Below are 13,401 nucleotides of genomic sequence, written 5' to 3'. Positions count from 1 at the left end.
GCGCCGTGCTCAGAGCGCGAACTCCGTGATCAGCGGCACGTGGTCGCTGGGCTTCTCCCACTTGCGGGTTTCCTCGATGATGTGGTGCGCGCGCGCCTTGGCGGCGAGGTCGGGCGAGGCCCACATGTGGTCGAGACGGCGGCCCTGGTCCTTCTGGCGCCAGTAGCTGCGGTAGGACCACCAGGAGTAGTTGCGCTCGGGCGCGGGGATGAACTGGCGGCCCAGATCCACCCAGCCGTGCGCATCGCGGAACTTGCCCAGCGTCTCGACCTCGATTGGCGTGTGGCTGACGACCTTCAGCAGCGCCTTGTGGTCGTAGACGTCGCTTTCGAGCGGGGCGATATTGAAGTCCCCCACGATCAGCGTGGGGCGGTCAATCTTCGCCGCCCACTCGGTCATGCGCGCGAGGAAGTCGAGCTTCTGGCCGAACTTGGGATTGACCTCGCGGTCGGCAACGTCGCCGCCCGCCGGGATGTAGACGTTCTCGACGATGAGGCCCTTGCCCTCACCCTGCAGCTCGACGCCGACGTGGCGGGCCTCGCCGTTGTCCTGCCAGTCGTAGCGGCTGCACTCCACGAAGGGGACCTTCGAGACGGTGGCGACGCCGTGATAGCCCTTCTGGCCGCAGATCGCGCGGTGGGTATAGCCCAGGCGCTCGAACATCTCGTGCGGGAAGAGATGCTCGGCGACCTTGATCTCCTGAAGGCACAGGACATCGGGCGCCTGCTCGGTCAGGAAGCGCTCGACCTGGTCGATGCGCAGACGGACGGAGTTGATATTCCACGTGGCAATTTTCATGGGAGCCGCTTTAGGCAGCGCGTCGCCGAAAGGCCAGAGGGCGCGCTTCCCCTTTTCGCATGTGGCCGGAGGCCGGAGCGCATCCCCTCCGGGCAAACAAAAACCCTCGAGCCGGGGGCAAGGGCTCGAGGGTCCTGTCAGCGTTCGTCACGCTTGCCGGTCGGTCTCTTGAGAGGCATGGGCAACAGGGGGGAAACCCGCCTCGGACCGTTCCGACACCCCCTATGTAGGACGATTTGGCTGTCTGTTAAGTGAACAGATCGCGCGAAAATGTCGCCGTTTGTCGCAAGAATGTGCACACCCGCGACCAGATGCCGAATCCCGTCGACGAACCGCGCACGCAAGCCCATCCGCGCGATTCCCAGCCACACACGAAAAGAGGGCCCGGAAACGGTCCGAGCCCTCTTTGGGAAATCCCCGGTGCGACTGTGCGAATCGCGCGGCGCTCAGTGTGGCCTGCGGCGTTCAGTGTGTCCTGCGGCGCGGGCGCGGGTCCTTCCAGCGGAACGCGTCCTCGCCCACCGCCACGCCGTAGCGCTGGTTGGAAAGCTGGATCGTGGTGCGCGTATTCTGCGCATCGAGCGCGACCCAGTAGGCCAGTTCAAGACCACCCGGCGCGGACGCCTTGCGGGTGAAGATCAGGGTGATGATCCCGTACTCGGGATGCTCGCTGTCGCGCACTTCGACCGAGATCACGTCCGGATTTCCGGTGTCGCGCACGGTGCCGTATTTGGCGACATCGCGGCTGGGATCGAGCAGCGCGCCGAGCGGGCTGTTCTTGATCGGCCAGCGCTGGACCTGGTTGACCTCGTAGTCGATCATGGTCAGCGCCTTGCCGTCGCCCACGATCAGCATCGGCACGCTCTTCTCGTACTCGAAGCGGATGCGGCCCGGACGCTTGAGCGTCAGCGTGCCCTTCACCTGCCCGCCGTTGCGGTCGCGCTGGATGAAGTCGGCCTTGAGCGTCGTGATCGCGCGCAGCGCCTTCACCGCCTGGTCAAGCTTGGCGGCATTGCTGCTGGCGGGCGCGGCCAGAACCGGAGCGGGCGAAAGCGTGGCACAAACGCCAAGCGCGGCCGCTCCCAAGGCAATGGGGGCCGCCGCGCCGGAAATCATGCGGAAGGTCTTCGTCAGTGTCTTCATGGCAAGGGCTCCTGGGCCCAGCGCCTTGAACCGACGGTGAACCTTACTTGATCTTGGCTTCCTTGAACTCGACGTGCTTGCGCACGACGGGATCGTACTTACGGAAGTTCATCTTCTCGGTCGTGTTCCGGGGGTTCTTCTTCGTGACGTAGAAAAATCCGGTGTCAGCGGTCGAGACCAGACGGATCTTGACGGTTGCGGGCTTCGCCATGGCGGTTTCCTGTAATCTCTCGTTTCAGCCGCCCTGGCAGGCCGGCATCTGCGTTGAAAATGAAGCGGGTGGCTTTGCAGCGCCGCCCTTCAAGGTTGCGCCCCTTGCGTCATGGGTGCCCGAAAGTCAAGGCGGGCAGGCCACTCAAGGCACTTCATAGGGCGGAATCGGCTCGATCAGCCTGAATTCTTCCACGGCGGGCGCCTTTTCGAGCGGCTCGATGACAATTTCGGGGGGATCGACTCGGGTGTCGGGAAGCCGGTCGAGCAGATTGCGAATCAGCGTAAGGCGCCCAAGCTTCTGGTCGTTGAAGTCGACCAGGGTCCAGGGGGCGTGGCGGCTGTGGGTCGCCTCCAGCATCGCGGCGCGCGCCTTGCTGTAGGCCTCGTACTTGGCGCGCGCGGCCAGATCGACGGGCGAGAGCTTCCAGCGCTTGAGCGGGTCCTCCAGCCGTTCGCGCAGTCGCTCCTCCTGCTGCTCCTGGTCGCAGGTCAGCCAGTACTTGAAGAGGAGGATGCCGTCATCGACCAGCATGCGTTCAAACGCGGGGGCCTGGGCGAGGAACTGCTCGACCTGCGCGCTCGTGGCATAGCCCATGACCTTCTCGACGCCCGCGCGGTTGTACCAGGAGCGGTCGAACAGGACGATCTCGCCGGTGCTCGGCAGGTGCTGGACGTAGCGCTGGAAATACCACTCGCCCTGCTCGCGCGCGCTGGGCGGTCCCAGCGCCACGGTGCGACACTGGCGCGGATTGAGATAGGAGGAGACAGCGCGGATCGCCCCGCCCTTGCCCGCCGTATCGCGGCCCTCGAAGAGGACCACGATGCGCGCGCCGGTCGCCTTGGCCCAGCGGGCCATACCGACAAGTTCTTCCTGCAGCGGCGCGAGGGCGGCCTCGTAGTCCTTCTTCTTCAGCCGCCCCGCCACGCTCAGGCGCGGCCCAGCAGGAACAGCGCGAGGCGCCCGCGGCCAGGCGATACCAGGCAAACGGCGAGAAGCCCGAACGGCTGACAAAGGCCATGAACGCCTTGATGACGACCAGCGCGACGACGAAGGAGACGACGAAACCGATCGCGATCTCGCTCCAGCCGACAGGACCGGTGCCCGCCATCAGCTCCTCACGGTGCTTGACGACCGAGAGGAAGGTGGCACCCACCATCGTGGGGACGGCAAGGAAGAAGCTGAATTCGGCGGCCGTGCGGCGCTCGATGCCCATGGCCAGCGCGCCCATGATGGTCGCGCCCGAACGGCTGGTGCCCGGAACCATGGCGAGGCACTGGGCGAAGCCCACGCCCACGCACTTGGACAGCGGCAGTTCGGCCACGCCCGTCAGCGGGCCTGGCTTGGCCACCTTCTCGATGGCAAGGATGGCAATGCCGCCCACGATCAGCGCCCAGGCGACGACACTGGGCGAGCCCAGCAGGCTCTCGATCCAGTCGTTGAGCAGAAGGCCCAGCACCGCCGAGGGCATGAACGCGACGACGACATTGCGCACGAAGCGGATCGAGGTGGGGTTGAGTTCGAGCAGACCCATGCCGACCGCCCAGAAGGTGCGCCAGAAGTGGGCGATGACAGCCAGGATCGCGCCCAGCTGGATGACGACGTTGAACGTCGCCCATATCTCGGAATCGTAGCCGAATATCTGGGTGGCAAGGATGAGATGGCCCGTCGAGGAGACGGGCAGAAACTCGGTGAGTCCCTCGACGATGCCGAGGAGAATAGCTGTCAGTGTAAGGTCCATCGCGGACAAGGTTCATGCAGCACGCAGGGGGCAAGTCAACCCGCTGCGTGCTGCACTGCAATAATATGCCACGAAAAGGCGTTGAAGCGTTACCAGATACGGACGCGTTCTTCGGGCGGCAGGTAGAGGTCATCGCCCGGCTTTACATCGAAGGCCTTGTACCATTCATCGAAGTTACGAACGATGCCGTTGACGCGGTAGTGCGGCGGGGCGTGCGGATCGGTCATCAGCATCTGGCGGGCCTGCGCCTCGCGGGTCTTGCTGCGCCAGACCTGCGCCCAGCCCATGAAGAAGCGCTGGTCGCCGGTGAAGCCGTCGATCACCGGGGCCTCCTTGCCGCCCAGCGCCATCTTGTAGGCCCGGTAGGCGAGGCTGAGACCACCCAGGTCGCCGATGTTCTCGCCCATGGTGAGCTTGCCGTTCACGCAGGTCTCGCCATCATCGAAGGGGCAGAAGCTGTTGTACTGGGCTTCCAGCTTGTCCTGCAATTCCTGGAAGTTGGCCTTGTCCTGCGGGGTCCACCAGTCGCGCATGTTGCCCGTGCCATCGGACTTGGCGCCCTGGTCGTCGAAGCCGTGGCCCATCTCGTGGCCGATCACCGCGCCGATGGCGCCGTAGTTCACCGCCGGATCGGCCGAGAGATTGAAGAAGGGAGGCTGCAGGATCGCGGCCGGGAAGACGATCTCGTTCATCGTCGAGTTGTAGTAGGCGTTGACCGTCTCGGGCAGCATGGCCCACTCGCTGCGGTCGACCGGCTGGCCGATGCGGCCCATCTCGAAGTCGTTTTCCCAGGCCCCGGCGGCCAGGCTGTTGCCGATCGGATCGCTGGCCGAAAACTCCAGCCCCTCATAGGTCTTGAAGGTGTCGGGCGCGCCGATCTTGGGGGTGAAGGCGTCCAGCTTGGCCTGCGCCTCGCGGCGGGTCTCCGGGCCCATCCAGTCAAGCTCCTGGAGGTTCACCGCCATCGCCTTGCGCAAGTTGGCGACGAGGGCCTCCATCTTGGCCTTCTGCTCGGGCGGATAGTGGCGCTCGGCGTAGAGCTTGCCGACGAGTTCGCCCGCCAGCCCCTCGACCGCGCCGACGCCGCGCTTCCAGCGCGGGCGCTGCTCGGGCTGGCCCGACAGCGTGGTGCCGTAGAAGGCGAAGGAGGCCTCATCGATGTCGCTGGGCAGCATCGAGGCGTGGCCGCTGACAAAGCGCGCGGCGAGCCAGGCCTGCCAGGTGGCGACGGGCACCTCGTCGATCAGCCTGGCGACAACCGGCAGACCACCGCCCATCAGCGCCTGCGCCTGCGCGGCGTCCAGCTTGGCCGCGTCCAGTTCCTCGGCCGTGGCCGGGATCTCGCTGGCGATGACGTAGGAGGCCTGGTCGGCGCCCAGCGTGTCGAGGAAGGTCGAGAGCACGCCCGAGGAGCCGAGCGCCTCGTACTGCGCACGGGTCAGCTCGTTGTAGGTAAGGTCATCGTTGCGCGCGGCGACGCGGTCCCAGTCGGCCTCGGCAATGCGCGTCTCGAGCGAGAGCACGGCCTTGGCCGCTGCGCCCGGATCCTGGTAGCCGACCTTGCCAAGCAGGAAGGTCAGGTACTCAAGATAGGCGCTGCGGATCTTCTGCGAGCGCTCGTCGGTCTTGAGGTAGTAGTTGCGGTCGGGCAGGCCCAGCCCCGAGACGTAGCTGTGGAGCGCGTAGATATCGCTCTGCTTGGCGTCCGCCCCCACGTAGATCCCGATAGGCGAGGCATAGCCGGGCGAGGCGAACAGCCTGGCCAGGTCCTGCGGGCTCTTCGCGGCGAAGATGCGCTCCATGTAGGGCTGGATCGGGGCGAGGCCCTTCGCGTTGATCGCATCGACGTCCATGTACGCCTTGTAGGCCGCGGCCACGCGCGCCGCATCGCTGCCCGGAGCCGGGTTGGAGGCGAGCAGCTCGTTCATGATCGCGTGCATGCGCTGCTGGGAAAGTTCGCTCAGTTCCAGGAACGAGCCCCAGCGAGTGCGGTCGGCGGGCAGTTCCACGCTGTCGACCCATACGCCGCTGACGTAGCGGTCGAAATCGTCGCCGGGCTTGGTCGCGGTGTCCATCCACTGGGTCTGGATGCCGAAGTCGCCCCAGTCGTCCGAGGGCGTGAGCGGGGAAGCTTCCTGCGCGCTGGCCTGTTCCGGCGCGGCGAGGACGGGGGAAGCGAAAGCGATGGCGAGGCCGCTCGCCGCGAGAGCGAGGGCACGCCCCTTGAAGTTACGCATGCAATACCTTTGCTTGGAGGTTGGGCATCAGCGTCGATCTCTTACGGATCGATCAAAGCCCGGCAAGATAATTGCAATTTGACGCAACGCCAGCGCACAAGGGCGCCGCCCATGTCGTTAGCCGAGCGCTGTGGCCCGTTCGTCGAACTGGAGCGAGGCGAGGCGTGCATAGAGGCCGCCCGCCTGCGTGAGCGCGGCGTGTGTCCCCTCCTCGACGATTCGCCCGCCATCCATGACCACGATCCGGTCGGCCTCGCGCACGGTCGAAAGGCGGTGCGCGATGACGAGCGTGGTGCGGCTCTGCATCAGCGTGTCGAGCGCGTCCTGCACCAGACGCTCGCTCTCGGCGTCGAGCGCGCTCGTCGCCTCGTCCAGCAGCAGGATCGGCGCGTCGCGCAAGAGCGCGCGGGCAATCGCGATGCGCTGGCGCTGGCCGCCCGACAGGCGCGCCCCGTCCTCGCCCAGGAACGTGTCGAGCCCGTCGGGAAGCATGCCCAGGAAGTCCTCGGCGTTGGCCGCGCGCGCGGCCTCCCAGATCATCGCATCGTCCGCGTCGGGCCGGCCGTAGCGCAGGTTCTCGCGCGCGCTGGCGGCAAACAGCACGCCCTCCTGCGGCACCAGCGCGATGCGCGCGCGCACGTCGCTCGGGTCCGCCGAGGAGAGCGGCACGCCGTCGATCTTCACCACGCCCCCCTGCGGGTCGTAGAACCGCTCGGCGAGCTGGAACAGCGTGGACTTGCCCGCGCCGGAAGGGCCAACGATGGCGACCGTCTCGCCCGGCTCGACGGTCAGGCTGAAGTCGACCAGCGCGGCCATGTCGGGCCGGGTGGGATAGCGGAAGGTGACCTTCTCGAAGGCGATCTTGCCGCGCGGCGGCACGGGCAGCGCCTGCGGGCGCGCGGGCGGCGCGATCTCGGGCTCCTCGGAGAGCAGTTCGGCCAGACGGCTGGCCGCGCCCGCCCCGCGCACAAGATCGCCATAGACCTCGGTCAGCGAGCCGAACGCACCCGCCACGATACCCGCCGTGACGACGAAGGCGGCAATCGTGCCGCCCGTGATCGTGCCTTCGGCAACGCCGATGGCGCCGCGCCACATGATGATCGTGATCGAGCCGAAGATGAGGAACATCATCACCGCGGTCATCACCGCACGGATCAGGATGCGCTTGCGGCCGGTATCAAAGGTGCGCTCCACCGCGGCGCTGAAGCGCCCGCCCTCGCGCTCCTGCTGGTTGAAGGCCTGGACCACGCGCAAGGCACCGAGCACCTCGGCGGTCATCGCGCCGATATCGGCAACCCGGTCCTGGCTCTTGCGCGCGACGACGCGCAGACGCCGCCCGAAGACGGTGATCGGCACGATCACCACGGGGATCGCGACCAGAAGCCCCGCCGTGAGACTGGGCGCCAGCGCGAAGAGGAAGATCACGCCCCCCGTCGCCATGATCGCGTTGCGCAGCGCGACCGAGACGGTGGTGCCCACCACCTGCTCGATGATCGCGGTGTCCGCGGTCATGCGCGAGGCGATTTCCTTGGGGCTGTTCTCCTCGAAGAAGCCGGGCGCAAGCGCAAGCAGGTGGCGCTGGACGCGCAGGCGGATGTCGGCCACCACGCGCTCGCCCAGCCAGGACACCGAGTAGAAACGGATCGAGGTCGCGATGGCCAGGACCACCACCACGCCCAGCAGCATCAGGAACCAGGTGCGGATCACGTCGTGATCGGCCCCTTGCGCAAAGCCCTGGTCGATCACGCGGCGAAAGCCATAGGGAATCGCCAGCGTCGACATCGCCGAGACGACGAGCGCGGTGCCCGCCACGGCCATCCGGCCCGGATACTTGAAGAGTTCGCGCCAGACCATCGCGAGCGGGCGCAGCGAGCGCCGCGGGCGTGTGGGCGCCGCATCCTCACGGGACGCGGAGGTATCCTCCGGGGACGCAGGGGTCGCGATGCTCTCGGCCGGGCCGTCTGGGGCTTGCATGATCCAGCGCCTTACAAGGTCAAGGGGGCAAGGGAAAGGGCAAGACACGCGCCCCGACTTTCATTGCCTGTTCACCGTCACCTGCCAATATCCGGAAGGATACGAAGCGCTTAGCCGCAATTGCGGGGTCTTATCGCCTTTTCACCTTGGACTATTCGGTAATGCCGCATTGCACGGCCACGCTTTAGAGACCAGATAGCGCCTAGAAATGGCATGCCGCCTCCCCCCGGGCGGCCAGGAGATACCACTTGCTTTACAACGCCTACGAATTGCAGCGCACCATGCTCAGCGGCGCGGCGGCCTGGGCTTCGGTCGGCGCCGAGCTCCTGACGAATCCTTCCCTCCCCATGGGTTACATGGGCTTGGGCCCCTACATGGCCTCGGCCCTCGACGTCTTCGCGCACGCCGCCGCGCCGCGCGGCAAGCCCGCCTTCGACATCGAATCGGTCGAGGTGGATGGAACGCTCCACGCCGTTACCGAATCGATTGTCCTGCACCGTCCCTTCGGCAACCTGCTGCGCTTCGAGCGCGCCGGGCTTCCCAAGGACGCGCCGCGCCTCCTCGTCGCCGCCCCCATGAGCGGCCACTACGCGACGCTCCTGCGCGGCACGGTCGCGCGGATGCTGGAAAGCTGCGTGGTCTACATCACCGACTGGGCCGACGCGAAGATGGTGCCCGAAAGCGAAGGCCGCTTCGATCTCGACGACTATATCGACTACCTGATCGGGTTCCTCGAATTCATCGGCCCCAACACGCACATGCTCGCCGTGTGCCAGCCCTCGGTGCCCGCCTTTGCGGCCGCGGCCGTCATGGGCAAGCACAAGAACCCGTGCCGCCCGGCCACGCTGACCATGATGGGCGGGCCGATCGACACCCGCGAGGCGCCCACCAGCGTCAACGACGTGGCGATGAACCAGCCGCTGTCCTGGTTCAAGCACAACGTCATTGCCACCGTGCCGCTGTCCTATCCGGGCGCGGGCCGCGAGGTCTATCCCGGCTTCCTGCAGCTCGCCGGCTTCATGGCGATGAACCTGGGCAACCACATGATGAGCCACTACGGCATGTTCAAGCACCTCGTCGAAGGGACGGGGAAAGCGCGGGCGCGACCAAGGCCTTCTACGATGAATACCGCTCGGTCTGCGACATGACCGCAGACTTCTACCTGCAGACGGTCGAGCACGTCTTCCAGAAGCACTCGCTGCCCAAGGGCGAGTTCGTCCACCGCGGCGAGGTGATTGATCCGGGCGCGATCCGCGACACCGCGCTTCTTGCCGTCGAGGGCGAGAAGGACGACATCTCGGGGATTGGCCAGACCCGCGCGGCGCTGCACCTTGCGCCCAACCTGCCCGAGGCGAAGAAGCGCTACTACCTCGCCGAGAAGGTCGGCCACTACGGCATCTTCAACGGTTCGAAGTGGCGCGGGCGCATTGCCCCCGTGCTTGAGGACTGGATGCGCACGCACCCCACGGTCGAGCCCGCCAGCAAGGCGAGCAAGGCCAAGGCCTGACCGACAGGCCCCTCGCGTATCGGCACGGATCGGCACAAGGAGCCGGGGGAGGCGACAGGACGCCTTCCCGGCTCGCCGATCCGCACGCCTCCCCGCTGGCGCACGCGCGCCCGGCGTGGTATTTTGTCCATTATGAACCCACTGCTTGGCCGACGACATTTCCTCCACGGCAGCCTCGGCGCCGGACTTGCCCTGACCCTTCCGGGCCGGGCGCTCGCCGCAACTGCGCCCGCGACGGCTGCGTCCACCACCCCCTATGAGCGCCGCGTGCTCGCATCCGCACACGCGCAGGCCGCGCGCGTCGGCGATGCGGTGTGGCGCAAGGACATCGTGGGCATGGCCGATTTCGCCCTGCCCTCGTGGAAGCCGCGCCTGCACTTCGCCAACCTGGAGAACGGCACGGTCCGCTCGTTCCTGCTCGCCCACGGGCGCGGCTCGGACCCGGAACACAGCGGCTGGCTGCAATCCTTCTCGAACGCGCCGGGATCGCTGGCCACCTCGCGCGGGGCCTTCCTCACCTGCGAATGGTACAAGGGCAAGTACGGCACCTCGATCCGCCTCGTTGGCCTCGATGACGACAACTCCGCCGCGCTCGAACGCCTGATCGTGGTCCACCCGGCCTGGTACGCCGATGCCGCGATGCTCGACAAGTACGGCAAGCTGGGGCGCAGCGAGGGCTGCTTCGCGATGGGCGATGCCGATTTCAAGCAGGCGCTCTGGCACCTCTCGGGCGGGCGCCTGCTCTACGCGGACCGCATCGGCGAGGGGTAACCCGGGTCGGCGCGTTAAGGACTGGAAGGCCCCAAAATGCGGATATTCGGGCTGAAAGTTCGCTTGGCGACCATTCCTGCAATTAACCGGCGCGTTTGTTAGACACCTATCCGGTATAGTGATACGCGCCCGGGCATGGAGAAAAACCTCACGGCCCTCAAGCAGGAGGCACCCACCGACGCGCGTCAGGTCCGATCGCGCAAGGCGCTCAACGCGGCCTTGCTCGACCTGCTGGCCCAGCGCACCTTCGACGAGCTCACCATTCGCGAGATCACCGCGCGGGCGGGCACCGGCTACGCGACGTTTTTCCGGCATTTCAGCACCAAGGAAGCGTTGCTCTCCGACCTCGTCGTCGATCCCATCGACGAGCTGCTCACCCGCACGCTCGCCCTGCTCGACAGCCCCCGGACCCGCGAGGCACCGAGCGTGCGCGAACTGTGCGCCTGGGTCGCGGGCGACCGCGCGTTCTGGGCCCCGCTCCTCACCGGAGGCGCGGCCGGGCTCGTGCGTTCGGAGTTCCTGCGCCAGGCCCGGGAACGCGCCGCAGCCGGCCATGGACTCCATCGTGAAGACACCTGGCTTCCCGCCGACCTCGCGCTGATCCATGGGGTCAGCTCGGTTATCGGCGTGCTCACCTGGTGGCTGCGCCAGGGCGAGGACGGCAGCCTCGAGCAGGTTGCCATGATCCTCGAGCGCATGGTAATTGCCCCGATCACGCAGGACGCAGCTGTCGAGGCAGCGCTGTCCTGAGAACGGAACACCACCGGACAGACCACGGGCGCCACGCAAGCATGACACAAACCGAGATCGCGGCGCCCTTCGCCGAGATTGCCGACGCCGACTGGCCGACCTTCGGCTGGAGCGACGATATTCGCCCCGCGCTCGCGCGCGCGCTCGAGGCCGGACAACCTGCTGCCCTCGCCACGCTCTACAAGGTCGAAGGCAGCGCCCCGCGCGGCCCCGGCTCGCAGATGCTCTTCACCGCCCAGGACACCGACGCGGCGCGCATCGCCGCCAGCGGCTACTTCTCGGGCGACTGCATCGAGGGCGATGTCGCGAGCCACGCCACCGCCGTCCTGGCCGATGGCGAGCCGCGCCGCCTCCACTACGGCACCGGCAGCCCCTGGATCGACATTCGCCTGCGCTGCGGCGGCGCGCTCTTCATCCTGGTCGAGCGCATCGCGCCCGACTGCCCGGCCGCCCACGCGCTCCTCGACCACGCCCGCGCCCGCACCTCGTGCCGCTGGATCAGCGATGGCACCACGCGCCGGGTCGAAGCCGGACGCGGCCCGCTCCTGGACCTGGAAGACGCCGAGGCGGTGCGCCTGGCCCGCCGCTTTGACCCGCCGCGCCGCCTGATCGTCTCGGGCGGGGATCCCGGCGCGCTCGCTGCAGCACAGCTGGCCGCGCTCAGCCAGTTCGAGACCGTCCTCGTGCGGCCCGATGGCCCGGCCAGCCCGCCGCCCTTCCCGGTCTCGCAGTACCGCCGCGAGGACCCGGCCCGCGCGCTGGAGCAGCTCGGCCTCGACCGCTGGACCGCCTATCTGGGGGCCACCCACGAAGATCACCACGATCTGGGCGGCTGCCTCGCTGCCCTTCGCGGCAACGCAGGCTACGTTGCGATGATCGGGGCGCGTTCGCGCGCGCCTGCCCGCCTCGCCGCGCTGGAAGCAGCCGGCGCGAGCCCGGACGAGCTGGAGCGCCTGCGCCTCTCGCCGGGCATGACCGGCCTGGGCAAAGCGCCCTGGGAAGTCGCCACCGGGATCATCGCCGAGATCATGCAGGCGCTCAACCCGGCCGGAGAGCGCGCCTGAGCGCGGCCACCATCCCGCCCGCCCGCGCCGCGCTCGTCCTGGCGGCAGGCTCGGCACGGCGGTTCGGCTCGGACAAGCTCTCCGCGACCTTCGAGGGCGAGCCGCTGGTCCACCATGCCCTGCGCACAGCCTGCGCCGCGCCGGTAGACACGGTCCTCGTCGTCGCGCGTCCCGACCTCGACCTTTCGCGCTGGCAGGCGCCCGAGGGGGCCCCGCCCGTCACGATCCTGCGCGTGGAGAGCCAGGCGCTATCGACCACGCTCAAGGCCGGCGTCGCGGCCTTGGGCGATGTGGACGCGCTCTTCGTGTTCCTGGGCGACATGCCGCGCGTCCCGCCCGGCGAGGCCGCGCATCTGGCCCGGATCCTCGCGGACAACTTCGCCGCCTTGCCGCGCCATGGGGGCAAGCCCGGCCATCCGGTCCTGCTCTCGGCCCGCGCGCTGGCTGACGTTCCCACGCTGACAGGCGATGCCGGTGCCGGGCAGATCCTGCGCGGACGATCCGACGTCGTCTTTCACGAAACCGACGATCCCGCCGTCCGGCTCGACATCGACCGCCCGGAGGACCTCACGCGCCTCAAGGGCGGGGCCCAGGACTGACCCTCAGGCGTTGCCGGTCTGGCTGGCGAGAAGCCCCGGATCGATACCCTCGTGCTTCCAGGCGCCCGTCCAGCGCGCCTCGGGCGCGGTGTCGAAGAGCACCTCGCGGCTGCCTTGCGCGGCGTACCAGCGTGGTGGCGCATTTCCTCTTCCAGCTGCCCCGGCGCCCAGCCCGCATAGCCCAGCGCCATGACCCACTGGCTGGGCCCACGCCCCTGCGCAATCGCGCGCAGGATGTCCATCGAGGCCGAGAGCGCGCACAAGGGGCCTTCCTGGGTGTGCACCTCGATCGAGTCCCCGCCGCCCCAGTCGAGCGAATGCAGCACGAAGCCGCGCCCCGGCTCCACCGGCCCGCCGTTCAGCACCGCGCAGTCGGGCGCCATCGCGGTGTCGAGCCCCAGATCGTCGAGAATGGCGTGGAAGGTCACGCCCTCGCGCACCTCGCCCACGTTGATGCCCAGCGCGCCGTGTTCGTCGTGCACGCACAGCACGTTCACCGAGCGCTCGAAACGCGGATCGAACATGCCCGGCATGGCCAGGAGCATGCGGCCGGCAAGATACTGTCCTTCCATCACCCTTTCGGACTCTACCCGTCTGTCCGCGCGC

10 protein-coding genes and 3 pseudogenes are annotated in these 13,401 nt (G+C 67.8%); 5 read left to right on the top strand and 8 right to left on the bottom strand.

What is annotated here, in order from left to right; all coding sequences use genetic code 11:
- Positions 1 to 9 precede the first annotated feature (9 nt).
- The 7 genes and pseudogenes from xth to MBENS4_RS13005 form a co-directional block, all read right to left on the bottom strand.
- Complete coding sequence (xth, locus tag MBENS4_RS13035) at positions 10 to 798, bottom strand: exodeoxyribonuclease III (RefSeq protein ID WP_039392394.1); 789 nt, start codon at positions 796 to 798, stop codon at positions 10 to 12.
- Positions 799 to 1,263: 465 nt separating this feature from the next.
- Entirely contained in the window at positions 1,264 to 1,941 is a 678-nt protein-coding gene (locus MBENS4_RS13030; RefSeq protein WP_039391225.1) for a LolA family protein, read from the bottom strand.
- A gap of 43 nt (positions 1,942 to 1,984) precedes the next feature.
- A complete protein-coding gene (rpmG, locus tag MBENS4_RS13025; RefSeq protein ID WP_039391223.1) occupies positions 1,985 to 2,152 on the bottom strand; it encodes a 50S ribosomal protein L33 in 168 nt (55 codons plus the stop codon).
- Positions 2,153 to 2,296: 144 nt separating this feature from the next.
- Entirely contained in the window at positions 2,297 to 3,085 is a 789-nt protein-coding gene (gene ppk2, locus MBENS4_RS13020; protein WP_039392392.1) for a polyphosphate kinase 2, read from the bottom strand.
- A gap of 28 nt (positions 3,086 to 3,113) precedes the next feature.
- A pseudogene (locus MBENS4_RS24795) lies at positions 3,114 to 3,893 on the bottom strand (undecaprenyl-diphosphate phosphatase); the annotation flags it as partial.
- Positions 3,894 to 3,982: 89 nt separating this feature from the next.
- A complete protein-coding gene (locus MBENS4_RS13010) occupies positions 3,983 to 6,130 on the bottom strand; it encodes a M13 family metallopeptidase (protein WP_039391221.1) in 2,148 nt (715 codons plus the stop codon).
- 117 nt (positions 6,131 to 6,247) lie between these two features.
- Positions 6,248 to 8,104: an ABC transporter transmembrane domain-containing protein gene (locus tag MBENS4_RS13005; RefSeq protein ID WP_084592076.1), complete on the bottom strand. Its 1,857-nt coding sequence runs from the start codon at positions 8,102 to 8,104 to the stop codon at positions 6,248 to 6,250.
- Positions 8,105 to 8,352: 248 nt separating this feature from the next.
- Between MBENS4_RS13005 and MBENS4_RS13000 the strand changes: the two are divergent.
- From MBENS4_RS13000 to MBENS4_RS12980, 5 genes and pseudogenes are all read left to right on the top strand, one after another.
- Positions 8,353 to 9,611 (top strand): annotated as a pseudogene (locus MBENS4_RS13000) (polyhydroxyalkanoate depolymerase).
- A gap of 132 nt (positions 9,612 to 9,743) precedes the next feature.
- Positions 9,744 to 10,382, top strand: coding sequence for a murein L,D-transpeptidase catalytic domain-containing protein (locus tag MBENS4_RS12995; protein WP_039391220.1), 639 nt, complete (start codon positions 9,744 to 9,746; stop codon positions 10,380 to 10,382).
- A 135-nt stretch (positions 10,383 to 10,517) separates the two neighbouring features.
- The gene (locus tag MBENS4_RS12990) at positions 10,518 to 11,132 is read left to right on the top strand and encodes a TetR/AcrR family transcriptional regulator (RefSeq protein WP_039391218.1); all 615 of its coding nucleotides are present in this window, start codon (positions 10,518 to 10,520) and stop codon (positions 11,130 to 11,132) included.
- A 41-nt stretch (positions 11,133 to 11,173) separates the two neighbouring features.
- Entirely contained in the window at positions 11,174 to 12,196 is a 1,023-nt protein-coding gene (locus tag MBENS4_RS12985) for an XdhC family protein (protein WP_039391216.1), read from the top strand.
- Positions 12,127 to 12,795: a nucleotidyltransferase family protein gene (locus MBENS4_RS12980; RefSeq protein ID WP_340140837.1), complete on the top strand. Its 669-nt coding sequence runs from the start codon at positions 12,127 to 12,129 to the stop codon at positions 12,793 to 12,795. The genes MBENS4_RS12985 and MBENS4_RS12980 overlap by 70 nt, the downstream gene beginning before the upstream one ends.
- Positions 12,796 to 12,798: 3 nt before the next feature.
- Here the strand turns inward: MBENS4_RS12980 and MBENS4_RS12975 are convergent.
- Positions 12,799 to 13,367, bottom strand: a pseudogene (locus MBENS4_RS12975) (YqgE/AlgH family protein).
- Positions 13,368 to 13,401: the final 34 nt, after the last annotated feature.

The sequence above is a fragment of the Novosphingobium sp. MBES04 genome (assembly GCF_000813185.1).
In the GTDB taxonomy this organism is placed as follows: domain Bacteria; phylum Pseudomonadota; class Alphaproteobacteria; order Sphingomonadales; family Sphingomonadaceae; genus Novosphingobium; species Novosphingobium decolorationis.
This window is presented reverse-complemented; position numbering and strand designations above follow the sequence as displayed.

What these genes read in the sequence shown, in the direction of transcription:
- MBENS4_RS13030 (WP_039391225.1), bottom strand. Translation starts at nt 1,941, where the DNA reads ATGAAGACACTGACGAAGACCTTCCGCATGATTTCCGGCGCGGCGGCC.
- MBENS4_RS12985 (WP_039391216.1), top strand. Translation starts at nt 11,174, where the DNA reads ATGACACAAACCGAGATCGCGGCGCCCTTCGCCGAGATTGCCGACGCC.
- MBENS4_RS12990 (WP_039391218.1), top strand. Translation starts at nt 10,518, where the DNA reads ATGGAGAAAAACCTCACGGCCCTCAAGCAGGAGGCACCCACCGACGCG.
- MBENS4_RS13010 (WP_039391221.1), bottom strand. Translation starts at nt 6,130, where the DNA reads ATGCGTAACTTCAAGGGGCGTGCCCTCGCTCTCGCGGCGAGCGGCCTC.
- rpmG (WP_039391223.1), bottom strand. Translation starts at nt 2,152, where the DNA reads ATGGCGAAGCCCGCAACCGTCAAGATCCGTCTGGTCTCGACCGCTGAC.
- MBENS4_RS12995 (WP_039391220.1), top strand. Translation starts at nt 9,744, where the DNA reads ATGAACCCACTGCTTGGCCGACGACATTTCCTCCACGGCAGCCTCGGC.
- MBENS4_RS13005 (WP_084592076.1), bottom strand. Translation starts at nt 8,104, where the DNA reads ATGCAAGCCCCAGACGGCCCGGCCGAGAGCATCGCGACCCCTGCGTCC.
- xth (WP_039392394.1), bottom strand. Translation starts at nt 798, where the DNA reads ATGAAAATTGCCACGTGGAATATCAACTCCGTCCGTCTGCGCATCGAC.